Raw genomic sequence first — 25,735 nt, 5'->3', positions numbered from 1 at the left:
GCCGCTCCTCTCGGGGCGGTCGTGATGTCCATCAACCGTGGGCGTGTCAGCGGCTCCGCTCGCTCGTACCCTCCGTCAGAGGACCGCGCGACCATGGCGCGCGGGGGGAGACTCCATGGCGCTCCGCTGGACGTCGACGCTGTCGATCGGCGTGACCGAACTGGACGCGCAGCACGAGGAGCTGTTTCGCCGCTTCGACCGGCTCCTCGACGCCATGCTCGCGCACGATCGCAGCGAGGCGTCACACCTCATCGCGTTCCTCCAGCACTACGTCCGCGATCACTTCGCCGCCGAGGAGCGGCTCATGCGCGAGGTGGCGTACCCGGACGCGGCGCTGCACGCGGCCGAGCACGTCGCCTTCGCCGCCGAGATCGACGCGCTCGCGCACCTGCTCGCGCTGGAGGGGGCGAGCGCCCGGCTCGTCCTCCGGCTGGAGCGCGAGGTGACCGGCTGGCTGCACGACCACGTCTACTCGACCGACCACGCGCTCGCCCGCTTCGTCCTCGCGCGGCGGGGCGAGGTGCCCCTCGCCAGCGAGAGCGCCAGCGCCGCCCGCGAGCGGCGCACGCCCGAGGCGTGATCCCGTGGCCGCCCGCCGGGACGGGTGCTAACGTCCTCGGCTCCATGGCGGACTTCATCGCGCGCGCCGTCGAGCGGCTCCGGCAGGATCCCGGCTTCAGCCGGAACCGCTACTTCCACGCGCTCTCCTCGCCGGAGGGGAAGCGCGCCCTCCGGATCCACCGCCACCTCCGCTCGCTCGAGCGCGATCTCTCGGCGGGCGCCGCCGCGACCGTGGCCCGCGACGCGGAGCGGGTCCGCCTCGTCCTGCGCGGGAAGCGCTCGTCCCGGACGGCGTGGCTCACGCGCGCGGAGTTCCGGCTCCTGTGCACGAGCCCGATCGTCCGCGCGGCGCTCGGCGACGCGTTGCTGGAAGCCGATCTTCCCTGACCGGGGCTGCGCCGCCGCCCCGGCGCGCTCGCTTCGCTCGCCTGGTCAACGGTGAACGGCCGCTGGAAGCGCGCGCCGCGGTCAGCGCGCGGCGCCGTCCGGGAGCTCGAGCTCGCCCGCGAGGTACGGCGCGACGCGACCGGCGAGCACCACCGCGTCGTCGCGAACCTCGCACTCGAGCACGCCGCCGCGGCGCGACACCTGGTGGGCGAGCAGCCGGCACCGGCCGAGCCGAGCGGCCCAGTAGGGCGCGAGCGTGCAGTGCGCCGAGCCGGTCACGGGGTCCTCCGGAAGACCGGCCTGCGGCGCGAAGTAGCGCGAGACGAAGTCTGCCCCGCGGCTCCCCGGCGCCGTGATCGCGAGCCCTTCCGCGTCGAGCGCAGCCACCGCCGCGAGCTCGGGCGTCGCGGCGCGCACCGCGTCCTCGCTCTCGAGGACCGCGACGAGGTCCCGCGCGCGGAGCGTCGCGAGCGGGCGGCGACCGAGCGCGCGGAGGAGCAGCTCGGGCGGCTCGATCGGCACGGCCGGGCGGCGCGGGAGCGTCATGACGAGGCGACCGACCTCGCCAAGCGCGACGCCGAGCGGGCCGCTCCGCGAGCGGAACGTCACCGCGGCGCGGCCGGGCTCGAGCCGCGCGAGCACGACGAAGCCGGCGGCGAGCGTCGCGTGGCCGCAGAGGTCCACCTCGACCTCCGGCGTGAACCAGCGGATCGCGTACCCGTCGCCCTCCCGGACGAGGAAGGCGGTCTCGGAGAGGGCGTTCTCGGCGGCGATCGCGCGGAGCGTCTCGTCCGGGAGCCAGGCGTCGAGGGCGCACACCGCGGCCGGGTTCCCGGCGAACACGCGGTCGGCGAACGCGTCCACCTGCCAGATCGGGATCCGCATCGCGCCCCGCTCAGTACGTCGCCGCGCGAGCACCCGCGCCGGCGAGGAGCGCGCGCAGCCCCTCCGCGGCGTCGCTCCCCTCGAACGCGAACCCGCCCGGCGCCTGGCGGAGCGACTCCGGCACCGTGGCCGCCGGCGGCCCGCACACCACCACCGGGAGACGGAGCACGTTCGCGAGCTCGGCGAGGAGGGGCGCGTCCTCGTCGGCGGGGAGCAGGATGAGCGCGCCGACGGCGCCCGCGGCGAAGGGCCGCCAGAGCGGGCGCTGCGCGCGGTCGCCGGGGAGCTCGGTCAGATCCACGCGCACGCCCTCGCCGAGCGTGACCCGGCCGAGCGTGCCGAAGCCGGCCGGTGCCTCGACCTCGGCGTGGAACCCGGGGACGGTCTGGAAGCGCTGGAGCGCCGCGCGGCGCGCGAGCGGGCCGCCGCCGGCGAGGACGACCTTGCCGACCGCCTGCGCGCCGGAGGAGCGGCCGCGGGCGATGCGCGCGCGGAGCGCGTGGAGCTCGGCGGGGCCGAGGAGCGGCGCGGCCTCCTCGGCGGCCGGCCCGGCGAGGCGGCGCGCGTAGCCGTGGTCGAGGAGCGCGACGAGCGCGCGGACCGTCTCGAGGTCCGAGGCGCGGCAGCGATCGACCACGTCCTGGAAGCGGCGCGGCCCGGCGAGGAGCGCGACCACCTCCTCGGTGACCGGGTGCAGGCCGGCGGGGATCTCGCTCGCGTGGACGGCGAGCTCGACGAGGTCGCCGGGCGCCGGGAGCGCGGGCAGGAGCCGCGCGAGCTCGTCGGCCTGCCGGAGGCCCTCGAGCACGAGCTCCTCGACGCGCCGGTCGATCCGCTGCGGGCCGGCGAGCGCGCCCGGCACGAACGCGAACTGCCCCTCGCGCCGGGTGAGGAGCCTCCACAGCGCCTTCTCGCCCACCGCCGCGCCCATCGAGGCGTCCACGACGCGCCCCTCGGAGAGCGCGATCTCGGCGCGCTCCCCCTCGCGCTCCACGGTGAGCCGGCCGGTCTTGCGGTTCCCGGCGAGGACCTGGAGGAGGTCGGCGATGGGGATCTGCGCGAGGTTCCCCTCGATCTCGCGGCTCTCGCCGGAGACGGCCCGGGCGGCGTCGGCGCGCCGGAAGATCTGCTCGATCCGGGCGAGGACCTCGTCGAGGTTGAAGGGCTTCTTCAGGAACGTGCCGAGCCGCGCGCGCTCGGGATCGACGGTCTCGCCGGTGAGCACGACCGGGATCCGCTCGGTGCGCGGGTTCGTGCGGAGGATGCGCACGAAGGTGCGCGGGTCGAGGAGCCCCGCGCGCTCGTCGAGGAGGACGAGGTCCGGGAAGCGGAGGATCGCGATCTGGAGGGCGCGCGAGGCGTCGCGGGCGGCGTGGACCTGGTAGCCACGCTGGCGCAGCGCCGGCGCGAGGGCGCGCACCGTGGCGGCGTCGGGATCGGCGATGAGGATCTTGCGGCCGGGAGCCATCGCGATTGAGCCTCGCTACAGGGGCTGCAGGTCGTAGAGGTGCTGGAGCTTCGCGACGAGCGCGTCGACGAGCGGCGCGTCCGAGGTGTGGAACACGCGGCCGCCGGGGCCGGCGAGCAGCGCGTAGGCGGAGTGCTCGGAGAGGAAGAGCACGAAGGCGTGATCGGCGAAGCGCTTGTCGCCGTCGAGGTAGACCTCGGTGACGAGCGGGTGCAGGACCGGCGCCGCGTCGCGGCCGCGCGGGCCGAGCAGGTACACGCGCGCGGACGGGTCGCCGGCGCGCGCGGCGGCGTCGCCGGCCGGGAGCGCCTGCACCAGCGCCGAGAGCCCGCGCCCGCCCTGCCCGCCGACGTAGAGCATCCCGCGCGCCCGCGGATCGCGCGCGATCTCGCGGGCGGCCTCGCGCTGGGCGGCGGCGAGGAGGTCGCCGTCGGCGCGCGCCCGCGCCGAGGGGGAGCTCTCCGGGATGGGGCCGGCGCCGGAGAGGAGCAGATCGGCGAGCTCCCAGAAGGCGGCCGGGTCGAGGTCGTCGAGGTGCAGGCGGCGGACGAGCGAGCCGCGCTGCTCCTGGATGCGCGCGCGCGCCCAGTGGAGCAGCTCGTCGAAGTCCTCCCCGTCCTTCGGGAACGTCGCGGCGCCCATGGAGAGGAGCACCGGGCAGCGCTCCTCGACGCGCTGGATCGCGTCCTCGCGGCGGACCTCCTCGACCGCGCGGCGCAGGAACATGAGCGCGCCGAAGTGGTCGGTCTCGGGGAGGAGGACGTAGTACTCGCTCTCGGAGACCTTCGCGAGGATGTCGGCGTCGCGGCCGACGCGCGTCACCGCCGCGACGAGGTCCCGCACCGCGCGGCGGTACGGCTCGCGCCCCGCCTCCTTGCGCATCTGCTCGGCGTTGTCGAGCGAGAGGACCACGAGCGAGAACGACCGCGCGTAGCGGCGGGCCTTGTAGAACTCCTTGCCCGCGTAGTCCACGAAGTAGGCGAGGTTGTAGGCGCCGGTCTCGCGGTCGCGCAGCCCCACCCGCTCCACCGCCTGGAAGCGCCGCGCGTTCTTCACCGCGATGGCGGTGAAGTCGGCGATGGTGGCGGCGGCCTGGTGCTGCTCCGCGCCGAAGCTGCCGGCCGCGCGGTCGGAGAGGAGCGCCACGCCGACCGGCTCGTCGTCCGCGACGAGCGGCACGAGGACCGCCTCCCCCGCCCCGAACGGCGCCTCGAACGGCGCGCCGCCGCGCAGCGGCTCGGCCCACTCCGCGCCGCCCGGGTCGATCCGCGCCGGCAGCGCCGCGCGGTCGACGACGCCGCGGTAGGCGCGGAGCTGGAGGCCGCCGCGCTCGTCGGCGGTCCACAGCGCCGCCCCCTGCGCGTCGGTGACGCGCGCGAGCACCGAGAGCGCGACGTCCTGCAGCCGCTCGCCGTCGAGCGTCGAGAGGATCTGCAGCCCCTGCCGGTAGAGCGCCTGGGCGCGGGTGAGGTCGAGGTTCTCGGAGACGAGCTGCGAGTGCTCGCGCCGGAGCTGTGCGCGGCCGAGCGCGCGCTCCGCGACGAGGACGAGCTCCCCCGGCTCGACCGGCTTCGTGAGGAAGTCCGCGCAGCCGGCCTTCATCGCCTCGACCGCGAGCCGCACGTCCTCGCGCCCGGTCACCGCCACCGCCTCGAGCTCGGGGTCGCGCCGCTTCGCCTCGCGGACGAGGGCGACGCCGTCCATGCCGGGCATCACGATGTCGGTGACCACGAGCTCGAAGCGCTCCTCGGCGAGGAGCGCCAGCGCCTCCTCGGCGGAGGAGGCCGTGCGCGTCGCGTGCCCCGCGTCGGCGAGCGCGCGGCCGAACAGCTCGAGGAAGAGCCGCTCGTCGTCGACGACCAGGATCCTGCCCGTCGCCATTCCTAGAGATCCGCCTCGCCGGCGAACACCCGCTCGGCCGGGCCGCGCATCGTCACGCGCGTGAGGTCCTCGCCGACCGTGATCTCGAGCGCGCCGCCCGGGAGCCGCACCTCCACCGGCGTCCGGACCGGGGCCGCGCCCGCGCGCACCGCCGCGACCGCCGCGGCGCACGCGCCCGTCCCGCACGCGTCGGTGAGCCCCGCGCCGCGCTCCCAGACCACGAGGTCGATCCCGCCGCCATGGCGCGGGCGCGCGAACCCGACGTTCACGCCGCCCGCCACCGCCCGCTCGATCGCCGGCCCGATGGCGGCCGCGCGCTCGCGGGTGGGAGCGTCGAAGAGGACGGCGTGCGGGTTCCCCATCGAGACGCGAGCGGCGCGGAGGGTCTCGCCCTCCACCCGGAACTCCTCGTCCCCGAGGACCCGCGCAGGCCCCATCTCGACCGAGACGCTCGAGGGGACGCCGGCCGCGTCGCGGTGCACGGCGCAGCGCTTCGGGCCGGAGTCGGTGTCGATGACGAGCTCGCCCGAGAGGCCGCGCGTCTCGGCGAGGTGCCGCGCGACGCAGCGGATCCCGTTCCCGCACATGGCCGCGACCGAGCCGTCGGAGTTGTAGATGTGCATCGTCGCGACGGCGCCCGTCGTCCGGGGCGGCAGGACGGTGAGCACGCCGTCGGCGCCGATGCCGCGGCGCCGGTCGCAGAGGCGCCGGGCGCGGTCGGGATCCATCAGGGGCCCGTCCACGACGATGAAGTCGTTCCCGAGCCCGTGGTACTTCACGAAGGAGAGCGGCACGGAGCGCATCATAGCTCGCCTGCCGCTCCGCGCCTCCCCCGTGCCCGTCCCACCGCGCGCCTACCTGCCCGATCTCCTGCTCGCCGGCGGCGAGCTGCGCGCCGGCGCGGCGCTCACCGTCCGGGACGGCGCGGTCGTGGCGGTCGGCGAGCCGCCGCCGGAGGCCGAGCTCGTCCGGCTCCCGCGCCGGCTCCTCCTCCCCGGCCTCGTCTCCGCCCACGGGCACTCCTTCCAGCGGGCCATCCGCGGGCGGACGGAGCGGCGCGGCGCGGGGCGCGAGGACTTCTGGAGCTGGCGCGCCGCGATGTACGCCGCCGCGAACCGGCTCGGCCCCGACGACCTCGAGGCGGTCGCGCGGATGGCGTTCCACGAGCTCGCGCGCGCCGGGGTGACGGCCGTGGGCGAGTTCCACTACCTGCACCGCGACCCGCACGGCCGCCCGTACGCCGAGCCGGCCGAGCTCGCCCTGCGGGTCGTGCGCGCCGCGCGCGACGTCGGCCTCCGGGTCGTCCTCCTGCGCGCCGCGTACGCGCGCGCCGGCCACGGGCTCCCGGCCGACCCGCTCCAGCGCCGCTTCGTCGAGCCGAGCGTGGACGCCTACCTCGCCGGCCTCGACGAGCTCGCCTCGGCGCTCCAGGGCGATCCCCTCGCGACGGTCGGCGTCGCCCCCCACAGCGTCCGCGCCTGCCCCGAGCCGTGGCTCGCGGCGCTCGCCGCGGAGGCGCGGCGGCGGCGGCTCCCGCTCCACGTCCACGCCGCCGAGCAGCCGGCGGAGGTGGAGGCCTGCCGCGCCGAGCACGGCCTCTCCCCGGTCGCCCTCCTCGCCCGCGCGGGCGCGCTCCACCCGGGCGCGACGCTCGTGCACGCGATCCAACTCGACGACGCCGACGTGAGGGCCATCGGCGCCGCGGGCGCGACCGTGTGCGCGTGCCCCCTCACCGAGCGGAACCTCGGCGACGGGGTGGTCCCCGCCGACCGGCTCGTCGCGGCGGGCGCGCGGCTCGCGCTCGGCGCGGACTCGCTCGCCGAGGTCGACCTGCTGGGCGAGGCGCGCGCGCTCGAGCTCCAGCTCCGGCTCGTGCGCGGGGAGCGGAACGTGCTCGACGATCCCCCCGGGACGCTCGCGGCGCGGCTCCTCGGCGCCGCGACCTCGGGCGGCATGCGCGCGCTCGGGCGGCGCGGCGGGACGCTCGCGCCGGGCGAGCCAGCCGACTTCGTCGCGGTCGATCTCGACGACCCGTCGATCGCCGGCGCGGCGCCCGAGGCGCTCCTCCCCACCGTGGTCTTCGCGCTCGCGCGCACCGCCATCCGCGAGGTGCACGTCGCGGGCGAGGCTGTGATCGCGGACGGCGCCGCGGCTCCCGGCCGGGTGCCGGCGGAGCGGATCCTCGCGGATTTCCGCGCGGCGATGGGCCGGCTCTGGGGTGCCGCCTGACGCGGTGACGAGAAGACGGCGCGCCGGCCGCAGGTCGTCTAGGCTCCTCGCCATGGACCTCGTCCCGCTCCTCCGCTCCCTCATCGCCGTCGACTCGACCTCCACGCGGTCGAACCTGCCGATGCTCGACCTGCTCGAGCGCGAGGCCCGCGCGCTCGGCTTCGAGACGCGCCGCCAGGCCTGGCTCGACGCGAACGGCGTCGAGAAGGGCAACCTCGTCTGCCGGCGCGGGCCGGAGGCGGGCGGCGGGCTCGCGCTCGTCGGCCACTCGGACTGCGTGCCGTTCGATCCGGCGTGGGGCGAGGCGCTCCTCGGCGTGGAGCGCGACGGGCGGATCTACGGGCGGGGGGCGGCCGACACGAAGGGCTTCCTCGCCGCGGCGCTCGTCGCCGCCTCGCGCGCCGCGCCCGGACGGCGCCCGCTCTCGCTCCTCTTCACCGCCGACGAGGAGATCGGCTGCCTGGGCGCGAAGCGGCTCCTCGCCGAGGGCCGCGTCCACCCGCGCCACGCGATCGTGGGCGAGCCGACCTCGCTCACGCCGGTGCGCGCGCACAAGGGCTACTGCGCGGTCGAGGTGGTGTTCACCGGCGTCGAGGGCCACAGCGCCTACCCGGAGGTCGGCGCCTCCGCCATCCACGCCGCCGGGCGGCTCTTCCCGGAGCTCGAGAAGATCGGCGAGGCGCTGCGCGCCGAGGTGGACGGCGCGTTCTCGCCGCCGCACACCACCTGGAACGTCGGGGTCATCCAGGGCGGCAAGGCGCGCAACATCATCGCGGGCGAGTGCCGCTTCACCTACGAGTGGCGGCCGATCCCGGGCCAGGATCCGCGCAAGGCCCTCCGCCTCGTCGAGGACGCCTGCGCGCGGGTCGCGCAGGCGAACGGCGGCAAGGTGCAGGTCCAGGTGACGCCGCTCCGCACCGACGCCGCCGCGGTCACGCCGGCGGAGGCCGAGATCGTGCGCTTCCTCGAGTCGGAGAGCGGGAACCGCCCGACGACGGTGCCGTTCGGGACCGAGCTGCCCGAGGTGATCGGCCTCGGCGCCGAGGCGTGCGTCTTCGGCCCTGGCGACATCCGCGTGGCGCACCGGACCGGCGAGTACGTGGAGATCGCGCAGCTCGAGCAGGCGGCGGGGATCCTGACGCGCGCGATCGAGCGGTTCTGCGGGTAGGCGCTGTCGCGGACCATCCCCAGCCACACCGCGCGCAGCGCGCCGCCGCTCACGTGGCGCCCAGGCGGCGCGCCACGGAGACCTCGCGAGGGTCCGTGAGCGGGATGCCGGCGCTACGGCACGACCACGGCGACCGCGTCCAGCTCCAGCTTCGCCTTGTCGATGGCCCGGGCGACGATCTCGCGGTGCTGGCGCAGGAGCCCGAGCGCCGCCTCGATGCGGGCGCGCGGGGCGCCGCCCTGGAAAGCGGACTCGATGAGCCGCTCCTCCTCGGAGTCGGCGTGGAAGGCGAGCAGCTCGTGGGCCTCCTCGCGGCGGCGGGCGAGGAGCTCGAGCGCCTCCCGCTCGGCGGCCTCGCGCGCCGCCTGGAGGAGCGCCGCCGGCGCGGCGCCGACCTTCGCGTCCTGCACGTCGGCGATCTCGTCCTCGAGCCGCTGCGCGCCGCCCGGGACGTGCTTGTGGACGCCCTCGAGGTCGACGAGCACGGACACGGGGGAGAGGTCGAGGTAGCGCGACGCCTGGCGGGAGGCGACGCGCGCGCCCGGGGCGAGGTCGGCGCTCGAGGCGAGGCGCGGCTCGAAGCGCGCGTAGAGCCCGCCGCGGCGCGGCGCCCACTCGCGCTTCAGGGCGGCGGAGCGGCCCGCCTCGCCGTCGCGGACGAGCCCGACGAGCGCCTCGACGAGCTTGTGCCCGGTCGCGAACCACTGCAGCTCGTCGCGCGCGACCGCCGTCTCGCGCCAGAACGAGCCGAGGTAGGTGACCGGCTCCTCGGGCATCTCCATCCCGGGGAGCGCCTCGATGCGCATCCCGGAGCCGAGGGTGAAGGCGACCTCGAACGGGTGGACGTTCTGATCGGTGTCGACCTCCATCCCGATCCGCTGGCCGACGTCGGTCGCGAGGTCCTCGAGCTCCTCCTCGAGCCAGCGCGAGAGCGTGACGAGCGCCTGCTCCACGGCCTCGCCCGAGGCCTTCGCCCCGGTGATGCCGTCCGGGACCTCCTCGCCCATGCGCCCGAACGCGTTCGTGACGAGGCGCGAGAGCTCGGGGAGCGAGGCGGAGCGGATGTCGAGGAGCGGGTCGCCCTCGTGCTGCGCCCTGCGGGCGGAGGCGACGCGCTCGGCGAGGTCCTTGCGGAACGCCTCGCGCGTGCGCTCGGTGCGCTTGCGGCGGAGCGCGTCGAGCTCCTCCGGCAACGAGGCGAGCACCGCGTCGAGGCCGCCCACCGGCTCCTCGAAGATGCCGATCTCCTTCTCGTAGAGGTCGGCGAGGAACGCCTCCTCGCCCGGCTCGACCACGAGGTGGATCTCGACCGGCCGGTGCTGGCCGAGCCGGTCGAGGCGGCCGATGCGCTGCTCGAGCACGAGCGGCGACTCGGGGAGGTCGGCGCAGACGAGCTGGCTCGCGAACTGAAAGTTGCGGCCCTCGCCGCCGGACTCGCCGGAGAGGAGGACCATCGGCCCCTCGGGATCGCGGAAGCGCGCGACGAGCCGGTCGCGCCCCTCGAGCGAGGGCGCGTCGTCGTAGAGGAGCGCCTCGAGCCCGGCGACGCCGATGCCGGCCTGCAGCTCGCGGAGCTCGCCGACGTCGTGGCCGAAGACGAGGACCTTCTCGCCGCCCTTCGCGAGCCGCGCGCAGAGCTCGACGAGCGCGGCGCGCTTCTCGCCCTCACCGACGTCCGTGCGGCGCAGCACGCGGGCGGTGAAGGCGCCGACCTTCACGCGCCGGTTGCGGATGAGGCGGGCGGAGAGGCTGTAGGTATCGGCGAGGTGGGAGAGGATCGCGAGGCGGTCCAGCGGCTCCTCGCGGGTGAAGACCTCGTCGCCGGGGGAGAGCTCGCGGAGCTGCGCGAGCGCCTCCTCGGGGGAGCCGCCGGCGAGCAGCTTCCGCGCGACGTCCGCGTACGCGTCGTGCTGCTCGAGCCGGACGAGGAACTCGTCGAGCGTGGTCGAGGGGACCGGCTCGACGAGCGAGAGGAGCCGGAAGTACTCGCGCGGATCGAGGCGCACCGGCGTGGCGGTGAGGAGGAGCACGCCGTAGGAGGCGCGGCAGAGCGGGGCGACGGCGGCGTGGAGCGCGTCGTCGGCGAGGTGGTGGGCCTCGTCCACGACGAGGAGGTCGAACGGGATCTCGGCGGCGACGTCGACGAGCTCCGGGTCGTCGCGGAGCGCCTCGAAGGAGACGATCGCGTGGGGCGAGCGCGCGAGCGCCGCCTCGGCCCCCCCGAGCGCGGCGATCCGCTCCGGCGTGAGCAGCGTGAAGAGCGCGTTGAACTTGTGGAACAGCTCGGCGAGCCACTGGAAGGCGAGGTGCTCGGGGACGACGACGAGGACGCGCTCGGCGATCCCGAGCTGGCGCATGCCGGCGAAGACGAGGCCCGCCTCGACGGTCTTGCCGAGGCCGACCTCGTCGGCGAGCACGAAGCGCGGCAGCCGATCCGAGAGGATGCGGCCGGCGGCGCCGACCTGGTGCGGGAGGACGTGGACGCGCGACGAGAGCAGCGCGCCGAGCGAGTCGGCGCGGCGGAGCGCCTCGAGCCGGTCGACGCGGGTGCGCAGCGCGAATGCGGCGGCGGAGGCGTGCTCGCCGGCGGCGAGGGCGTCAAGCGGACCCCCGGCCCCCGCCTTCTCGAGCGGGGTGTCGGCCGGGACCTCGGTGAGCGCGGGGTCGCGGCCGGAGACGACCGTCACGCCCTCGCGGCCGGCGAAGCGGACCGCCAGGCGCCGCCCCTCGTCGGCGATCTGGACGATCACCCCTACGCCCCAGCCGCGCTGCGCGCGGTGGATCACCTTCGTCCCCGTTTTCCAGGCCATCCGTGGCGCCCCCTTACCATCCGTACCCAGGCTGGTCCAGCCCGACCACCTCCCGGCGGAGGCCGCGCGGCGGCTCGTCCCAGGCGCGTGGCACACCGTTGACACGCGGGTCTGCTCAAGCTAGAAACCCGACCGCTTTCGCGCCTTGGGCGGATAGCTCAGGGGTAGAGCGTCGCCCTTACAAGGCGAGGGTCACAGGTTCGAAGCCTGTTCCGCCCATCCAAGTGTTCGACTTGGGGTGTTAGTTAAGTCGGTTATAACGCCGGCCTGTCACGCCGGAGGCCAGGGGTTCGAGTCCCCTACACCCCGCCACCTCTCGAGGCCGGGATCCTGAACAAGGGTCCCGGCCTTGGTGTTTCTGGGAGGTGGGACTACGGGCTGCCTGCGGCGGCGCCGATTGCCCCTGCTCCCGTCCCGCCCCGTCAGCAGAGCTCACCGGCCGCGAAGAGCCGGCCCGGGGGCTGGCCGGTGACGGCACGGAACTCGCGGATGAAGTGCGACTGATCGTAGTAGCCGGCCTCGTACGGCACGCTCGACAGCGTCGCTCCCCGGCGGTGGACCTCCACGGCGTGGCGCAGGCGCAGGAGCGAGGCGAGCTGCCGGGGCGACGCGCCGACGACCCGCCGAAAGCGCTTCTCCAGGGAGTCGTGGGAGAGGCCCAGGCGCCGCGCGAGCTCGCCGACGCGCACGTGGCCGCGACGGGCCCGGATCTCCCCGACCGCGGCCTGGACGACCCCGTCCGGCGCGCCCGGCCTCCACCGTGAGACGAGGAACGCCTCCAGGACTGCGAGGCGCTCGGCAGCAGAGGTCGCCTCGGCGAGCCGCGCCGCGGCGCGCTCCACCTCGTCGCGGGGCACGAGCGCGTCCATGGGCAGCGTCTCGCCGCGGAGCTCGTGCAGGGGCACGTCGAGGAACGGCGCGGCTCCCCCCTCGCGGAACTTCACGAGCACCACGCCGCCCCCCGCCGAAGTGCGGACGCGGCGGCTGGTCCCGTGCAGGCCGGTGACCGTCGCGTCGGGGAGACGGCGCGCGGCCGCCCCCTCGATCAGGGCCGCCGAGCCGCCGTAGCGGAGGCCGACCACGATCCCGGGCTCGGGGAGCAGTGTGCGCGTCGCCTCCTCGCGCGCCTCGACGATCTCGAGGGCGTGGACGAACGGCGCGAGGCGCGCGCTAGGCTGGAAGGACCGCACCTGCACCCTCGCGTCTTTGCCGGCGCGCGGGCCCGCGCGCAAGGCAATGAGTTCGTACAAGCGGCGCCCGAGCGAGGCCCCTAGGTCACGTGCCGCGAACGTCCACCGCGTGCTCGTCGCACCGGAGGGCTCCATCAACCCGCGACACCCGATGAGGCCATCGCCATGACCCCGCTGACAACCGCGCTCGACGACCCCCGGCTGCGCTTCCGCATCGACTGCTTCAGCGTACCCGCCGCCTCTCGGGGCGAGTTCGAGGAGGCCACCCGGCGCAACCTGGACTTCATCTCGACCCTCCCCGGCTTCCGCGGTCACCTCGTCTTCCGGAAGACGGGCGGGCCGACCGCCTTCGACGTGGTGACGCTCGCGGTCTGGGAGAGCCAGGAGGCGATCGACCGGGCAGCGACTGCGGTGCGTGCCCACTACGAGCGGATCGGGTTCGACCGTGCCGCCTCGCTGGAGCGGTGGCAGGTCCGGTCCGAGCTCGGCGGTTACGAGCTCCTGCGCGGTCCCTGAGGCTCCCCCGCGCGCCAGCGCGGAAGAACCTCGAGCGGAACCTCGGGGACTCTGGGTCGGGGACTCCCCCCCTCCAGGCCGCGCACGCTCGGGGCTCGCAGCGCCGGCCATCCCTGAGCTTCACGTCGTCCGCTCGAGCTCCGCCGCGAGCCGGTCGAAGTTCTGCTCGTTGGCCGGGACGACGAACGGCTTCATCCTCGCGCAGTCCTCAGCGGTCTCGTGCCACATGCGCCAGGTGACGCGGGTCGCGCCGCCGCTCTGCTCGTCCAGCGTGATCGTCATCTCGAGCGGGTGGCCTCCCGACAGGTGGCGGAAGACGATGCGCCCCGGCTCCTCCACCGCGAGGAAGACGCTCTCGTTCGGATGGTCGACGCCGTCGGGCCCGTGCATGACGAAGCGCCAGGTGCCGCCCGGGCGCAGGTCGAACACCTCGAAGGTGCTGCTGAAGCCCTGCGGCCCCCACCAGCGCGCCAGGCGGGACGGGTCACGAAACGCCTCGAACACGCGCTGGGGCGGAGCCGCGAACGTGCGCGAGCTCACGATCTCGTGCTCCGAGGCCTCGCCGCCCCGGCCCTCTCGTCGAACGGACATGGTCTCCTCCGGCAGAAAGGTGCTCGCCGCCTACCGCTTCACGAATCGGTCGGCGATCGCGCCGAGCACGTACCCCCAGCCCTCCGCGTGCATGCGGCCCATCTCGTCGTCCTGCGCCGGGGTCGCCGGGATGGTGCGCTTCACGGTCAGCTCGGTGGTCTTGATCTCGTTCATGATCGCTTCGTCTTCTCCGCTGCCCCGGCTCCCGTACCCCGTGGACGTGCACGACGACGAAGTCACCCTCGGCGAATCACACGATCGCTCGAACCACGCCCCCGTCCACGCGCAGGGCCGCGCCGTTGGTGGCGCTGGCGGGCGTGCTGGCGACGTACACGATCAGGTGGGCCGCCTCCTCGGGGGTGGCGAAGCGCTGGAGCAGCGACGTCGGCCGCGCCGTCGCGAAGAACTGCCGCTCCATCTCCTGCTCGCCGATTCCCCGCTCCTGCGCGAGCTGACGCACGAACTCGCCGACGCCCTCGGAGCGCGTCGGGCCCGGGAGGACGGCGTTCACCGTCACCTCCGTGCCCCGCGTGCGCTCGGCGAGCCCGCGCGCCACCGCGAGCTGCGCGGTCTTGGAGACCCCGTAGTGGATCATCTCCTCCGGGATCTGGAGCGCCGACTCGCTCGACACGAAGACGATCCGGCCCCAGCTCCTCGCGAGCATCCGCGGGAAGTGGTGGCGCGCGAGACGCACGCCGCTCATCACGTTCGTCTCGAACATCCGCATCCAGCCCTCGTCCGTGATCTGCTCGAAGGGCACCGGCTCGAAGACGCCCGCGTTGTTCACGAGCACGTCGACGTCGGGGACCGCGCGGACGAGCGCATCCACCCCGGCGGCGACCGACACGTCCGCGGCGACACCTCGCACGCGCGCCTGCGGTTCCGCGCGGAGGATGGCTTGCACCGCCTCCTTCACGCGGGCCTCGGTGCGGCCGTTCACGATCACCTCGGCCCCTTCGCGCGCGAACTCCTGCGCCGCCGCACGGCCGATGCCGGCGGTCGACCCGGTGACCAACACCCTCTTTCCAGCGAGTCCGAGATCCATGGTGTCTCTCCTCCGATCTCTGTAATCCGCGGCGGCGCCGGCGTCGGCGAGCACCTCACCTTCACAGCTCCTTCCCGACGTCACAGCGCTCGTTCCGGAGGCGGAGACGGCGCTGATCGCGCTGCACGGCGTTGCGCCCCAGCGCCGAGGGCACCTCCGCCGGCCCAGCGAGCAACCGCAACGACGTGGATAGCGGGGCGGACGAGCGCGGCGTCGCCGTCGACGTCGCGGGCCGGCTGGAGGACGTCGTCGAGGCGGCGCTGGTTCGCTGAAGCTACCGCTCGCGCCGGACGGGGCGGGATCGCCGTGACGCAGGAGTCGCTCCGTTCGCGTTGGCGAGCTCGAAGCTGTGGCGGTCCGAATGGTGCGCCGATTCGGCGTCACGGCCACGAGCGCGGCGAGCTGAACTCGCGTCAAGCCGCCGTTCGCCGGTCCAACCCGTGATCGCCGAATGCAGCGGGGAGCGCTTCGTGTTCGGGGCGCTCGACATCCTGCGCGATCAAGGCCCCGGCAACCGCGCGTAGGTCACGCCATCCCAGGTGAGGACCTGGCAGGCCGGGTCGAAGACTCCGGCGAAGGTCCTGCCGCCCGCCTGGCCCGTCACGGTCAGTCCAGAGCACGTGTACGTACCGGACTCGGTGACGTCCGAGTGGTCGTAGACGAAGCTCCCGCTCGCGAAGCTCACGGCCCAGCTTCCAAGCACAGGGCCATCCGGCCCGAGACCGACCTCATGCTGCTCGATCGACCTGAACGCGGCGTTCTCGATCGCTGCGCAGGCGTCCGCGAAGGGTCCTCCCGTGCAGGCCGCGTCGGCCGCGGGGCTTCCGTCGGTGTGCGTCGCGGCGCGACCACAGGCGACGGCAAGAAGCAGGAGTACGAGTAGAGCTCGCATGACTCAGGGTAAACGAAAGGCGCGAGCCCCGTCTATTCCCAGCAAGATCTCGGCGGAACGACGCGGCGGCTTCGAAGAGTGTGTCGCAGATGTCAGCGTCCGGGAAGGCCCAGGAATGGAGCGGGGGACGCAACCACCGGGAGTCTGAGGCGTTCTCGAAGCTCGGCATGACACACCGTCAGAGATCCTCGCGACCGGCCGCCGACAGCGGTGCGCGTGCTTCGTGCGACAGCGGATTACTCTGGGTCCGGGGTCGGCGCCGGTCGGTTACGCCCGCCCCACCTTGCACATCGCCTCGAGCGACCGCTCCGACGTCCGACCCGCGACGCGCTCAGGTCCGGACCGACGCCGGGCCGGACTCCCTCGTCGGGACGAGCGAGAGGAGCGCCACCGCGGCGCCGACGATCAGGTCGTTCCAGAACGACGCGACCGACGGATGCGGGAGGGCGAACGCCGCGATGAACACCCACGCCCCAGCGAGCGTGTCCACCCAGCGCGCGAGCGGCGCGCCCATCGCGAGGAGGGCGAACCCGAAGATCACGACTCCCATGATCCATGTGTTCGTGAAGCCCGCGCCGGTGCGGGGCAGCAGGAACGCGGAGACGAACAGCCATGCGCCCAGTGTGAGGTTGATCAACCGAGGCAAGGAGGACGCTCCGAGAGAGAATGTCGCGCCGAACTCTCCGGGCGCGCGGGTATTTGCTGTGGTTGCCATGACTCGATCCTCGGCTTGATCCTCCCGCGAGCCCACCCCGACGCAAGCGGCGGGCGCGCCTTCTGCTCCCGCGTCGAGAGAGGACGGTCGCGCGGCAGGACCGTGCGTGGTCGCGAGCCCGAGCGCACCCCTCCACGCCCGCTCAGGCGCCGGCCGCGCTGCGGGGCGGGCGTGACGGTGAGGGTCCCTCTCGGCCCCGGTACGCGGCGAGCGGTGCAGGCGCCCCGCGGTGCGCGACCGAGCCGACAGATCACCGCGGGTTCGCGCCCGCCGCCCTGCACATCGCCTCGAGCGACCGCTCCACGTCCTCTTCGGTGGTCGCCCACGAGCAGACGCTGATCCGCATGGCGGTGTGGCCCTGCCAGACGGTGCCGCCGCACCAGCAGGTGCCGTCCGCCTGGATCGCCGCGATCACCCGCCGCGTGCGCTCCGGATCGCCGAACGACACGAGCACCTGGTTCAGCGTGACGTCGTTCAGCACCCGGTAACCCGCCGCGGCGAGCCCGTCGGCGAAGCGGCGCGCCTGACGGCAGCTCCGCTCCAGGAGGTCCGCGAGCCCGCTACGCCCGAGCGCGCGCAGCGCAGCCCAGACCTCCACTCCGCGCGCCCGGCGCGACAGCTCCGGGGTGTAGTCGGCCGGATCGCGATGGGTGCCGCCCGCGGGCAGGTAGGCCGCGGTCATGCCCATGGCGGCGCGCAGGGGAGCGCCGTCGCGGACGAGCGCGAGCCCGCTGTCGTACGGCACGTTCAGCCACTTGTGCGCGTCGGTCGCCCAGGAGTCCGCGCCCTCGATCCCGCTCGCGAGCGCCGCGCGGTTCGGGGCGGCGCGGGCCCACAGGCCGAAGGCGCCGTCCACGTGCACCCACGCGCCGGCGTCGTGGGCGCGCGGCACGAGCTCGGCGAAGGGGTCGAACGCGCCGGAGTTCACGTTGCCCGCCTGGAGGCAGACGATCGTCGGCCCGGAGAGCCGGGGCAGCGCCTCGGGGCGCATCCGACCTTGCCCGTCCACGGGGACGACGACGACCCGGTCGCGCCCGAGGCCCAGCATCGCGAGGGCCTTCATCACGCTGACGTGCGCCTCGGCGCCGACGACGACCGTGATCTCCGGCGCGCCGAAGAGGCCCTGCGACTCGACCTCCCAGCCCGCCCGCGCCAGCACCGCGTGGCGCGCGGCGGCGAGCGCGGTCAGGTTCGCCACCGTCGCGCCGGTCACGAACCCGCCCGCCGTCCCGGGCGGCAACCCGAGCGCCTCGACGACCCAGCGCAGCGCGACGTCCTCCAGCACGGCCGTTCCGGGCGTCACGTCGCGACGGGCCGAGTTCTGGTCCCACGCCGTCGCGAGGATGTTCGCGGCCACCGTCACCGGCAGCGCCCCGCCGATCACGAACCCGAAGAAGCGCGACCCGGCCATGGCCATGGTGGCCGGCGACACGAGCGCGTCGAGCTCCGCGAGCACGGTCCTCGGGTCGCTCGGCTCCGCGGGCAGCGCGCGGTCCAGGGCGGCGAGCCGCTCCACCGCTTCCGGGGACGGTGCTACCGAGCGGGTCCGTAGCTCCCGGAGGTACGCCGAGGCACGCGCGGTTGCGTCCTGCAGGAGCACGGTCACGTCGTCACGATCCACGGTCCCCTCCTCGCGCGCCCGCACGCGCGGGCCGCCTGCGCGGGCCCCGAGTGAAGGCACGACGGATTGAAGCGCTGACATGGTCGCGAGCGTCCGCCTCGTCAACGGGATGCCGGGGCTGGGCGGATGCGGGCTTCGGGACGTCCGTCAGCTCGAAGCTCTCGGGGCGCCGAAGGCGTCAGAAGCTGCGCACGCAGGGTGACACGTCTTGCTCTTCGCCACGGGCGCGGCAACGGCCTGCGAGGGGTTCCGCGGCAAAGGCCTTCACAGCATCTCGAGCGGCTGCTCCTCCTCCGGTTGCGGGAAGGCGCCGTCGAGCTCGGCGAGGTCCTCTCCGGTCAGGCGGAGGTCGAGCGCGGCGCGGTTCTCCTCGACGTGCGCAGGGGTGCCCGCCTTCGGGATGGCGCTCACACCGCCCAGCCTCAGGACCCAGGCCAGGGCGATCTGGGCCGGCGTCGCGCCGTGCCGCTCGGCGACGCTGGCGAGGGCGGGGTTGTCGCGGAGTACCCGTCCCTGCTCGAAGGGCGAGTACGCCATGACGGGAATGCCCCGCGCGCGGCACCAGGGCAGCAGATCGAGCTCGATGCCGCGGCGGGAGAGGTTGTAGAGCACCTGGTCGGCCTCGACGCGCGGCCCGCCGGGCAGGCCGAACAGCTCCTCCAGGTCCGGCACGTCGAAGTTGCTGACGCCCCAGTGACGGATCTTCCCGGCGTCGACGAGCTCATGGAAGGCCTCGAGGGTCTCCTCGAGAGGGAAGGAGCCGCGCCAGTGCAGGAGGTACAGATCGATCCGGTCCGTCCCGAGGCGTCGCAGGCTGCCCTCGCACGCGGCGATCGTGCCGGCGCGCGAGGCGTTCGTCGGGAGCACCTTGCTCACCAGGAAGACCTCGTCGCGCCGCCCGGCGATGGCCTCGCCGACGAGCTTCTCGGCGCCTCCGTCGGCGTACAGCTCCGCCGTGTCGATGAGCGTGAGGCCGAGGTCGATCCCGAGCTCGAGCGCGGCCAGCTCCGTTTCCCGGCGCGTCGGATCCTCTGCCATGAACCAGGTGCCGAGCCCCAGGGCGGGAATTCGCTCGCCGAGCGGGAGCACGACCGTACGCACGCCGGACGCTGACATCGCTGGCATGCCGAGACGATTTGGCCGCCCGCCCTGCGACGCAAGCAAGGACGAGGACCCCCGCGCCCCGGGGCGGGGGGGTCGCGCCTTCCTATGGGGTCCGGGCTCGCGCGCGCGGCGCGCGCCGCGGCGCGGCGTGCGCTGGGGAAGTAGTCGGTCGGGACCTTACGCCCGAGCCTCGCGGATACGGGCGGAACGGCGCGTTCGCCGGCACGTCCGCCTGATTGACCACCAGTGGTCTCCACCCGCGAGCCGGTCCCTCCGCCGGCGCTGCGTTCGCTCCATGATCGCAGGGGAACGCCCGCGCGAGCCCGACGCGGGCATCCGCCGCCCCTCTGGCTCCCGGTCGTGGTTGCTGCGGTCACAGCGCCGAGAACGTCCGACCTCCACCGCCATCCCGACCGCTCGCACAGTGAACGGCGATGGTACACTCGCCGTGGTTGCCGGCCCGTCGCGGTGCGTTTCGCGGGCGGCCTCGGGAGAGGACCACACATGTCGCTCGCGCTCGCGCTTCGCCGTTCCTCGTCGCTGGCCGTGCTGGTCGCGGTGCTCGACGCGTGCAGCGGTGGAGGAGGTGGAACTGTCGGCGGGGGCGGGGGCGGTTCGGCCCTGACGGTCACGCCCGGCTCCGTGAGCTTCTCGGCCGTGGAGAACGCATCGACGACCCCCGGTTCCAGGTCATTCCAAATCACGGTGAACCACCCGGACGCGTACTACGTCGCCGCCGGGTACCCGCAGGGAACCACGGAGCCCACCTGGCTCTCGAAGTCGCTTTATGGCTCGGGGAACAGCTGGACCCTCAGCACGTCCGTCACCACCACCGCGCTCGCCGCGGGCACCTACTCCGCGACGCTGCGCGTGGGCGTGGCGCGCCAGGATCAGACGATCATCGAGATGAAGGACGTGCAGGTGACGTACACGGTGCAACCGGGAATCTCCGCCTGGCCTTCGACCGAGCAGTTCGCCTACGTGCTCGGGTCCAGCACGATGCCTTCCACGCAGACCATCGTCGTGAGCGGCACGACCGGGGTGAGCTGGACGGCGTCGCCGAGCGAGAGCTGGGTGTCGCTGACCGCCGAGAGCGGCACCGTCCCCTCCAACACGCGGATGTCCGTGAACCCCGCCGGGCTCGGACCCGGGACGCATACCGCGACGGTGACCTTCACCGGGGGCGGGGTGACGTCGATCGTGGGCGTGACCCTGACGATCACCGCCCCCGCGCTGACCGCGACGCCGGCGGGAACCATCGCGCTGGGAGGCGCGAGCGGGCACGACCTGAGCGGGAAGGACGTGCAGCTCAGCCTGTCGACCGGCACCCGCGCGTTCGGCTGGACCGCGACGGGCGCGCCCACCTGGCTCCGGCTCTCCTCCTCCTCGGGATCGGTTTCGGGCACCGCCGTGCCGGTCACGCTCTCGCCCGACCTCGCGGGTCTCGCCGCGGGCACGTACACCGGCGCCGTGACCTTCACCGCCAACGTAGACGGCAGCGACGTCTCGACGTCGGTCCCCGTGAGCTTGACGCTCGACGCGCACAAGCTCTTCGCGAGCGACGGCGGCGTCGCCTTCTCGAGCGTGCCCGGGCTGTCCCGGCTGACGCGCGCGCTGCGGATCCGCAGCAATCGCGGTCTCACCACGACGTGGAACGCCACCACCGACGCTCCCACCTGGCTCACCGTGACCTCCTCGGGCACCACCGACGACGCCCTCGTGCTGACCGCGAATCCGGCGGGCCTCGCGGCGGACACGCTCCACCGAGCCGTGGTCTCGATCACCTCGCAGGACCCTACGGTCGTCGGCACCGAGACGGTCCAGGTCGCCCTCTGGATCGGCTCCAGCACGCCGGCGGCCTCGACGTCCCTGGCTGCCATCTACGCGGAGATCGCCGCCGATCCCATGAGGCCTTACGCCTACGTCCACAACCGCGGCACCGACGTCGTCGTGTACAACGTCTACACGGGCACGCAGGTCGCCACCATCGCCCGTATCGGGACGAAGCTCGGCCAGATGACGGTGAGCAGCGACGGCGCGCAACTCTTCGTCATCGATGACACGAGCAAGACCATCGTCCCGGTGGATCTCGGGACGCGTACGGTGGGCGCCCCGTGGGCGCTCGAGATCCCCACCTACACGAGCGAGCCGAACTCGTTCGTGGCGTACGCGCGCGTGCAGGGGGTCGGCGTCGTCTTCGCGAACGACCACCACGTCTACGACGCGGCGACCGGGTCGCGGTACGCGACCACGGCGTTCAGCGGGTCGGTCCTGGCGGCGAGCCGGGACGGCTCGAGGTTGTGCGGGATCACACGGTCGTCCAGCCCCTACACGCTGAAGTGCTACGCCGTCGACGTGAGCGGCCTCACCGGAGAGATCTTGCTCGGGGCGGCGAAGTCGCCGAGCGACGCGGGCAGCAACGGGCGGGACGTCGCGATCGACGAGGACGGGTCGCGCGTCTATGTCGCCTCCGGAGCGCCTTACGCTTTCGCGGAGTTCGACGCGACGGCGAGCGGAGCCACGATGCCGATGGTGAAGTATCTCTCCGGTTCCGCGTATCCCGTCGCCGTGGAGGTCGGGTCCGAGGGCCGCATCTATTGCGGCGCCGACAACCCCTCCGGAACCAACGACGTCTGGATCTACGACGCCGCCGGAAGCTTGCAGTCGGCGTACACGGTCACCCATCTCACCGACCGCGGGATCGCCGTCTCCGGCGACGGGCTACGCATGCTGACGCTCACGAGCACCGCGCTGAAGCTCTTCACCGTCGGGCCGTAGGTCTCCCTCACGGCACGCCCTCGCTCCGCACCGGGGTCGACGGTGCGAGCGAACGCGTCACGCGGCGCGGCCGGGGGGAGGCGTCGGCCCGCGAGTCGGCCCGCGCTGGACGGGCGCGTTGGCGCTCGCCCGGGTCGCGGCGACGGCGCTCGACACGGAGACCGCGCCGAGCAGGACGACCGTGCTCGTCAGGGCGGCCTGGACGACCAGCGCCTCGACGAGCGCCACGGTGCAGACGGCCCACACGCCCATCAGCAGCGCGAGGAGTGCGAGCTCGCGGGTGAGGAGCGCATCCGCGACGGTGCGGCGACGGATCTCCGTGATCCCGTTGGAACGGTGACGGACTCGATAGCGCACGGGGCCTCAACACGCCGCCGCCCGCGGGATTCCCGCTCGAAGCGGTGCCCGAGGACGGGGTCGCGCAGCACCATATCCGCCGCGAGCCCGACCTTCATCCTCGCGCCCCTTCTCGCCCGGAAGAGGCTGTCGGCGGGCCGCATCGAAGGCGGGAGGGCAGGCAGGCGCCAGGCTGTCATGCCGCCTCGTCGGCACGCGCCGGGCGATCTGCGCTAGTAGCACTGCAGCAGGAGCCAGGCCCGATCGAACCGGCGCGCCAGCACGTCCTCGTCTCTCGCGAGCACGTACAGCCGCCCCGCGTCGCCCCACTCGAAGCGGACGGCGGGATCCGAGTCGAGCTGCAAGAGGAGCCGCCAGTCCGCGGGCCGCACCTCGGGCGCGTGCGGCCGGGCGGCCTGGAGCTGCGCCGGGGAGCCGGTCGGGAACTCGGACGCCGCGAGCGCGGCCTCCTCGCGAGCTTCCGACTGGATCCAACCCGCGAACCCGCGGACCCGGTGGTCGGGTTCGCCCCAGAGCGCGCAGGCGTGCTCGACGTAGGCTTCGTCGGCGGCGTCGTCGCCGAAGCGGCCCCCGGGAAGCTCGTCGGCCGCGGGGAGCACGCGCACCGGCGCGGGCGTCAGGCGGCGACTCGGGAACACCGTCGCGCCCGCGGGTGCGGCGCGCGGCGGGGCGCCGGCGGGGACGTGCAGGAGCGAGAAGCGCTCGCGATCGGCGGGCTCGAGGCCCCAGGGCATGGCCTCCGCGTCGTAGAACAGCAGGAGGAGGCCCTCGTCCGGGAGCCCGGCCGCGGCCTCCGGTGCGCGCGCGTGGAGCGCGGCGAGATCCAGCTCGGCCAGGAACGACAGCGGCCGGTCCGGCGCCGCGGGCCACGGCACGTCGTCCGGGAGGTGGGGCGCGCCGCCGAGCTGCGCGGGCGCGGCGTCGGCCCCGCCCTGCTCTCGCCGCGCGACGTCGGCCGGCGCAGGCGCGAGCGGCTCGAGCCTCGCCGCAGGCGCGAGGAGCCCCTCGAGCTGCGCCCGGTGCGGCTCGAGCCGCGCGGGGAGCGGCACGGCGGTGCCGGCGAGAGGCGGGCCCGGCGGCGGCACCGGCGGCCTCGCCCGCGTGCGGTCGCGGCGCTCGATCCACCAGAGCAGCGCGCGCGCGATCAGGATGACGGCGAGAAGCGCGACCAGGACGTCGGCGGCGAAGCGGACCATGCCGCGAGGATGCCACGCCTGTGACCGCTTGACGGCGATCAGCGCAAGATCGCCGCACCGCGGCGCTCGCGTCGCGGTGCCGCCACGACCGTTACGCGGCCCCGCTGTGCGACATGTCGTCATTCCGCCAGTGAATCCGCCCATGTTGCCGCGCAATCGCGCCGTCGGACCGGCCATTGCACTGTCAGGCAACATGCGAACGATCGCGCTCGGAACCGTGTCGCTGATGCTCCTCTCCGCGTGTACCCCGGACGCGGGCCTTGGGACACCTCCAGTAAACGCCGAGGTCCACCCGCTCGCCGGGAGCTACCAGGTCGTCTCCCAGTTCAGCGTTCCGGCCGCAGCGGCGGCCCCCGGCCCGCTCGGCGACGCGCTGGGCCTCGTTCACGGCCTCGCGGTGAACCCGGCCGGCGCGCTCCTCGATCTCGCCGAGGACGCGGGCGTCCCCGCGCTCGGGACGATCCGCTCGGTCCTCCCCGACGCGCTCCAGGGCGAGCTGGAAGGCTGGATGAACGCATTCCTCGAGACCGCCACGGTCGGCGGGAGCACGCCGCACGACGACCTCGTCGCGCTCGACGCGCTCATCCGCTCCGTGCTGCTCGACTGGGAGCTGCGCTCGGAGCTGGAGCTCCTGACGCCGGCGCCCGGCAGGCACACGCCGAAGGCGATCGCCTTCCACGCGACGGGCGAGCCCCTGGTGATCCCGGTCGACGCAACCGCTCCCGTCGCCGCCGCGACGGGCGTGTACGCGAACGTGTCCTGGGTCGAGGGGCAGGATGGCCCCGCGAAGCTCTCCGTCGGCGACCACGCGATGGGCGTCCCGTTCGGCCGCTACGCGCGCCAGGCGCTCGCGATCCTGCTCGAGGCGCAGTACGGCGTGCCGGACGTGCGCGCCGTGCTCGCCGGCGCCGTGGACTGCGCCGCGATGGCCGAGAGCGTGGGCGCGCGCTGCGTCGGGTTCGTCTGCGTCGGGCACGAGACCGAGCTCGCCGCGGTGTGCGAGGGGGGCCTCGACGAGGCGGCCGCGCAGGTCGAGGCCCGCATCCTCGCGCTCGACTACAAGGCGATCCACCTGCAGGCCGGCACCGCGACCGCCGAGGGCGTCGCGGTCGACCCGGCCAGCGAGATCGCGACGGCGGAGCGGTTCGCGGGCGGCGTATGGACCGCGAGCGTCGATCTCGGCCAGGGCGAGGAGGAGGCGAGCGCGACGTTCGTCGCCGCTCGCTAGAGGGCGCCATGCGATCCGCCGCTGCCTTGCTGCTCCTCGCCGCCGCCTGCCAGCTCCCCGCCACCGGACCGGAGGAGACCGACCAGACCGGTCCGGCCGGCCTCGCCTGGTGCGTGGGCGCGCCCTTCACGCCCGCCCCGGCGAAGGGGTTCGCCTACGACACGAACGCGCTGCTCGCCGCGCTCGGCTCGCCCGGCCATTCGATGCAGGACGTCGTCGCCGTCGACGGCGCCTCGATCGTCGTGCACGGCAAGTTCGCCTACGGCACGGTCTCCAAGGATCTCGAGGGCGAGCGCGTCCGCGTTTACCTCGACGACTGCAGCGGCTGGCGCGCGCTGGGCGAGGCGACCACCGACTCGGACGGGCGGATCGCGGTCGCGGTCGGCGCGCTCCCGGCGGGCGTCTACGACGTCCGGCTCGAGGTGCTCGGCGACGCGAGCGTCGCGCCGGGGCGTATCTGGGTGCTGCCGCGCGGCGCGCGCCTCGCGGTGACCGACATCGACGGCACGCTCACGACGAGCGACGAGGAGCTCGTCCAGGACGTCCTCACCGACCTGTTCGCGCCGATCTTCACCGGCAACGACGTGCCGGAGGCGTACCCGGGCGCGGCGGCGCTCACGCGCGCGCTGTCGGGCCGCGGCTACGTCCTCGTCTACCTGACGGGCCGGCCGTACTGGCTCGCCGCGAAGACGCGCGCCTGGCTCGCGGCGGGCGACTTCGCGCCCGGCGCGCTGCACACCACGGACTCGAACACGGAGGCGCTCCCGACCGAGGCGGGCGTGGGCGCCTACAAGCTCGCGTTCCTCGAGGGGCTGCGCGCGCAGGGGTTCGTGCTCGAGGAGGCGTACGGCAACGCGACCACCGACGTGTACGCCTACGCCGGCGCCGGCGTCCCCGCGGAGCGCACCTGGATCATCGGCCCGAACGGCGGCGCGGGCGGGACGAACGCCGTCGCGGGCTCGTGGGAGGCGCGCGCGGCCGAGGTCCGGGCGCTGCCCGCCGTCGAGCAGCCGTTCACGCCGTGACGATCGAGACCGCGGCTGCAGGTGAGCGACCGAGGTAGATCACCGAGCGGAATCCGCTCCCGCCACGCGCGGCGCAGGCTCGGCCGGC

24 protein-coding genes and 2 tRNA genes are annotated in these 25,735 nt (G+C 74.4%); 11 read left to right on the top strand and 15 right to left on the bottom strand.

Annotated features, from left to right (window positions below):
• The first annotated feature begins 115 nt into the window (after positions 1-115).
• Both MNY62_RS08645 and MNY62_RS08640 read left to right on the top strand, forming a co-directional pair.
• Positions 116-580, top strand: coding sequence for a bacteriohemerythrin (locus tag MNY62_RS08645; RefSeq protein ID WP_242343748.1), 465 nt, complete (start codon positions 116-118; stop codon positions 578-580).
• Between the two features lie 44 nt (positions 581-624).
• The gene (locus MNY62_RS08640; RefSeq protein ID WP_242343747.1) at positions 625-948 is read left to right on the top strand and encodes a hypothetical protein; all 324 of its coding nucleotides are present in this window, start codon (positions 625-627) and stop codon (positions 946-948) included.
• Between the two features lie 81 nt (positions 949-1,029).
• On the opposite strand, the gene MNY62_RS08635 is transcribed toward MNY62_RS08640, so the two are convergent.
• Genes MNY62_RS08635 through dapF form a run of 4 tightly spaced genes read right to left on the bottom strand, consistent with a single transcriptional unit; the run spans position 1,030 to position 5,985 of the window.
• Positions 1,030-1,833, bottom strand: coding sequence for a PhzF family phenazine biosynthesis protein (locus MNY62_RS08635; protein WP_242343746.1), 804 nt, complete (start codon positions 1,831-1,833; stop codon positions 1,030-1,032).
• Positions 1,834-1,843: 10 nt separating this feature from the next.
• Complete coding sequence (locus MNY62_RS08630; protein WP_242343745.1) at positions 1,844-3,301, bottom strand: DUF4388 domain-containing protein; 1,458 nt, start codon at positions 3,299-3,301, stop codon at positions 1,844-1,846.
• 15 nt (positions 3,302-3,316) lie between these two features.
• Positions 3,317-5,182: a GGDEF domain-containing response regulator gene (locus MNY62_RS08625; protein WP_242343744.1), complete on the bottom strand. Its 1,866-nt coding sequence runs from the start codon at positions 5,180-5,182 to the stop codon at positions 3,317-3,319.
• Positions 5,183-5,184: 2 nt separating this feature from the next.
• Entirely contained in the window at positions 5,185-5,985 is an 801-nt protein-coding gene (gene dapF / locus MNY62_RS08620; protein WP_242343743.1) for a diaminopimelate epimerase, read from the bottom strand.
• On the opposite strand from dapF, the gene MNY62_RS08615 reads away from it, so the two are divergent.
• Together MNY62_RS08615 and argE are read left to right on the top strand one after the other, a co-directional pair.
• Positions 5,930-7,411 carry a formimidoylglutamate deiminase gene (locus MNY62_RS08615; RefSeq protein WP_242343742.1) on the top strand — a complete coding sequence of 494 codons (1,482 nt, stop codon included), beginning with the start codon at positions 5,930-5,932 and terminating at the stop codon, positions 7,409-7,411. The genes dapF and MNY62_RS08615 overlap by 56 nt on opposite strands.
• A 52-nt stretch (positions 7,412-7,463) precedes the next feature.
• Entirely contained in the window at positions 7,464-8,579 is a 1,116-nt protein-coding gene (gene argE / locus MNY62_RS08610) for an acetylornithine deacetylase (RefSeq protein ID WP_242343741.1), read from the top strand.
• 113 nt (positions 8,580-8,692) lie between these two features.
• Here the strand turns inward: argE and MNY62_RS08605 are convergent, their stop codons facing one another.
• Complete coding sequence (locus MNY62_RS08605; RefSeq protein WP_242343740.1) at positions 8,693-11,389, bottom strand: SNF2-related protein; 2,697 nt, start codon at positions 11,387-11,389, stop codon at positions 8,693-8,695.
• A gap of 147 nt (positions 11,390-11,536) precedes the next feature.
• On the opposite strand from MNY62_RS08605, the gene MNY62_RS08600 reads away from it, so the two are divergent.
• Positions 11,537-11,608, top strand: a tRNA-Val gene (locus tag MNY62_RS08600).
• 16 nt (positions 11,609-11,624) lie between these two features.
• Positions 11,625-11,701 (top strand) — tRNA-Asp (locus MNY62_RS08595).
• Between the two features lie 110 nt (positions 11,702-11,811).
• Here the strand turns inward: MNY62_RS08595 and MNY62_RS08590 are convergent.
• Positions 11,812-12,585 carry a helix-turn-helix domain-containing protein gene (locus tag MNY62_RS08590; RefSeq protein WP_242343739.1) on the bottom strand — a complete coding sequence of 258 codons (774 nt, stop codon included), beginning with the start codon at positions 12,583-12,585 and terminating at the stop codon, positions 11,812-11,814.
• A gap of 159 nt (positions 12,586-12,744) precedes the next feature.
• On the opposite strand from MNY62_RS08590, the gene MNY62_RS08585 reads away from it, so the two are divergent.
• Positions 12,745-13,095 (top strand): antibiotic biosynthesis monooxygenase family protein, encoded by a 351-nt coding sequence (locus MNY62_RS08585; RefSeq protein ID WP_242343738.1) that lies wholly within the window; start codon positions 12,745-12,747, stop codon positions 13,093-13,095.
• Positions 13,096-13,215: 120 nt separating this feature from the next.
• Here the strand turns inward: MNY62_RS08585 and MNY62_RS08580 are convergent, their stop codons facing one another.
• From MNY62_RS08580 to MNY62_RS08570, 3 genes are all read right to left on the bottom strand, one after another.
• Positions 13,216-13,686: an SRPBCC family protein gene (locus MNY62_RS08580; RefSeq protein WP_242343737.1), complete on the bottom strand. Its 471-nt coding sequence runs from the start codon at positions 13,684-13,686 to the stop codon at positions 13,216-13,218.
• Between the two features lie 30 nt (positions 13,687-13,716).
• Complete coding sequence (locus MNY62_RS08575) at positions 13,717-13,860, bottom strand: hypothetical protein (RefSeq protein ID WP_242343736.1); 144 nt, start codon at positions 13,858-13,860, stop codon at positions 13,717-13,719.
• Positions 13,861-13,936: 76 nt separating this feature from the next.
• On the bottom strand, positions 13,937-14,731 hold the full coding sequence (locus MNY62_RS08570) for an SDR family NAD(P)-dependent oxidoreductase (protein ID WP_242343735.1): 795 nt from the start codon (positions 14,729-14,731) through the stop codon (positions 13,937-13,939).
• A 131-nt stretch (positions 14,732-14,862) separates the two neighbouring features.
• Here MNY62_RS08570 and MNY62_RS08565 point away from each other — a divergent pair, with 131 nt between their 5' ends.
• Positions 14,863-15,003, top strand: coding sequence for a hypothetical protein (locus tag MNY62_RS08565; RefSeq protein WP_242343734.1), 141 nt, complete (start codon positions 14,863-14,865; stop codon positions 15,001-15,003).
• A 227-nt stretch (positions 15,004-15,230) separates the two neighbouring features.
• Here MNY62_RS08565 and MNY62_RS08560 read toward each other — a convergent pair whose 3' ends face one another.
• From MNY62_RS08560 to MNY62_RS08545, 4 genes are all read right to left on the bottom strand, one after another.
• Complete coding sequence (locus tag MNY62_RS08560) at positions 15,231-15,416, bottom strand: hypothetical protein (RefSeq protein WP_242343733.1); 186 nt, start codon at positions 15,414-15,416, stop codon at positions 15,231-15,233.
• Positions 15,417-15,954: 538 nt separating this feature from the next.
• Positions 15,955-16,269 (bottom strand): SPW repeat domain-containing protein, encoded by a 315-nt coding sequence (locus MNY62_RS08555; RefSeq protein WP_242343732.1) that lies wholly within the window; start codon positions 16,267-16,269, stop codon positions 15,955-15,957.
• A gap of 319 nt (positions 16,270-16,588) precedes the next feature.
• Positions 16,589-17,959 carry a pyridoxal phosphate-dependent decarboxylase family protein gene (locus MNY62_RS08550; protein ID WP_242343731.1) on the bottom strand — a complete coding sequence of 457 codons (1,371 nt, stop codon included), beginning with the start codon at positions 17,957-17,959 and terminating at the stop codon, positions 16,589-16,591.
• A gap of 264 nt (positions 17,960-18,223) precedes the next feature.
• Positions 18,224-19,084 (bottom strand): aldo/keto reductase, encoded by an 861-nt coding sequence (locus MNY62_RS08545; protein WP_332842117.1) that lies wholly within the window; start codon positions 19,082-19,084, stop codon positions 18,224-18,226.
• Positions 19,085-19,768: 684 nt separating this feature from the next.
• Between MNY62_RS08545 and MNY62_RS08540 the strand changes: the two genes are divergently transcribed.
• Positions 19,769-21,841 (top strand): BACON domain-containing protein, encoded by a 2,073-nt coding sequence (locus tag MNY62_RS08540; protein WP_242343730.1) that lies wholly within the window; start codon positions 19,769-19,771, stop codon positions 21,839-21,841.
• 57 nt (positions 21,842-21,898) lie between these two features.
• Here MNY62_RS08540 and MNY62_RS08535 read toward each other — a convergent pair whose 3' ends face one another.
• Both MNY62_RS08535 and MNY62_RS08530 read right to left on the bottom strand, forming a co-directional pair.
• Positions 21,899-22,198: a hypothetical protein gene (locus MNY62_RS08535; RefSeq protein WP_242343729.1), complete on the bottom strand. Its 300-nt coding sequence runs from the start codon at positions 22,196-22,198 to the stop codon at positions 21,899-21,901.
• Between the two features lie 212 nt (positions 22,199-22,410).
• Entirely contained in the window at positions 22,411-23,394 is a 984-nt protein-coding gene (locus MNY62_RS08530) for a YwqG family protein (RefSeq protein ID WP_242343728.1), read from the bottom strand.
• A gap of 193 nt (positions 23,395-23,587) precedes the next feature.
• On the opposite strand from MNY62_RS08530, the gene MNY62_RS08525 reads away from it, so the two are divergent.
• Together MNY62_RS08525 and MNY62_RS08520 are read left to right on the top strand one after the other, a co-directional pair.
• Entirely contained in the window at positions 23,588-24,622 is a 1,035-nt protein-coding gene (locus MNY62_RS08525; protein WP_242343727.1) for a hypothetical protein, read from the top strand.
• A gap of 8 nt (positions 24,623-24,630) precedes the next feature.
• Positions 24,631-25,647, top strand: coding sequence for an LNS2 domain-containing protein (locus MNY62_RS08520; protein ID WP_242343726.1), 1,017 nt, complete (start codon positions 24,631-24,633; stop codon positions 25,645-25,647).
• Positions 25,648-25,735: the final 88 nt, after the last annotated feature.

Origin of the sequence: Anaeromyxobacter terrae (assembly GCF_022690685.1) — a bacterium.
GTDB lineage: Bacteria > Myxococcota > Myxococcia > Myxococcales > Anaeromyxobacteraceae > Anaeromyxobacter > Anaeromyxobacter terrae.
Note: the sequence above shows the minus strand (reverse complement) of the source record. Positions and strands in the feature narration are given on the sequence as shown.

Excerpts from the sequence above, each read along its gene's own strand:
- MNY62_RS08635 (WP_242343746.1), bottom strand. The coding sequence starts at position 1,833 with ATGCGGATCCCGATCTGGCAGGTGGACGCGTTCGCCGACCGCGTGTTC.
- MNY62_RS08580 (WP_242343737.1), bottom strand. The coding sequence starts at position 13,686 with ATGTCCGTTCGACGAGAGGGCCGGGGCGGCGAGGCCTCGGAGCACGAG.
- MNY62_RS08645 (WP_242343748.1), top strand. The coding sequence starts at position 116 with ATGGCGCTCCGCTGGACGTCGACGCTGTCGATCGGCGTGACCGAACTG.
- dapF (WP_242343743.1), bottom strand. The coding sequence starts at position 5,985 with ATGCGCTCCGTGCCGCTCTCCTTCGTGAAGTACCACGGGCTCGGGAAC.
- MNY62_RS08630 (WP_242343745.1), bottom strand. The coding sequence starts at position 3,301 with ATGGCTCCCGGCCGCAAGATCCTCATCGCCGATCCCGACGCCGCCACG.
- MNY62_RS08640 (WP_242343747.1), top strand. The coding sequence starts at position 625 with ATGGCGGACTTCATCGCGCGCGCCGTCGAGCGGCTCCGGCAGGATCCC.
- MNY62_RS08545 (WP_332842117.1), bottom strand. The coding sequence starts at position 19,084 with ATGCCAGCGATGTCAGCGTCCGGCGTGCGTACGGTCGTGCTCCCGCTC.
- MNY62_RS08605 (WP_242343740.1), bottom strand. The coding sequence starts at position 11,389 with ATGGCCTGGAAAACGGGGACGAAGGTGATCCACCGCGCGCAGCGCGGC.
- MNY62_RS08625 (WP_242343744.1), bottom strand. The coding sequence starts at position 5,182 with ATGGCGACGGGCAGGATCCTGGTCGTCGACGACGAGCGGCTCTTCCTC.
- MNY62_RS08525 (WP_242343727.1), top strand. The coding sequence starts at position 23,588 with ATGCGAACGATCGCGCTCGGAACCGTGTCGCTGATGCTCCTCTCCGCG.
- MNY62_RS08575 (WP_242343736.1), bottom strand. The coding sequence starts at position 13,860 with ATGAACGAGATCAAGACCACCGAGCTGACCGTGAAGCGCACCATCCCG.
- MNY62_RS08520 (WP_242343726.1), top strand. The coding sequence starts at position 24,631 with ATGCGATCCGCCGCTGCCTTGCTGCTCCTCGCCGCCGCCTGCCAGCTC.
- MNY62_RS08615 (WP_242343742.1), top strand. The coding sequence starts at position 5,930 with ATGAAGTCGTTCCCGAGCCCGTGGTACTTCACGAAGGAGAGCGGCACG.
- argE (WP_242343741.1), top strand. The coding sequence starts at position 7,464 with ATGGACCTCGTCCCGCTCCTCCGCTCCCTCATCGCCGTCGACTCGACC.
- MNY62_RS08570 (WP_242343735.1), bottom strand. The coding sequence starts at position 14,731 with ATGGATCTCGGACTCGCTGGAAAGAGGGTGTTGGTCACCGGGTCGACC.
- MNY62_RS08585 (WP_242343738.1), top strand. The coding sequence starts at position 12,745 with ATGACCCCGCTGACAACCGCGCTCGACGACCCCCGGCTGCGCTTCCGC.
- MNY62_RS08530 (WP_242343728.1), bottom strand. The coding sequence starts at position 23,394 with ATGGTCCGCTTCGCCGCCGACGTCCTGGTCGCGCTTCTCGCCGTCATC.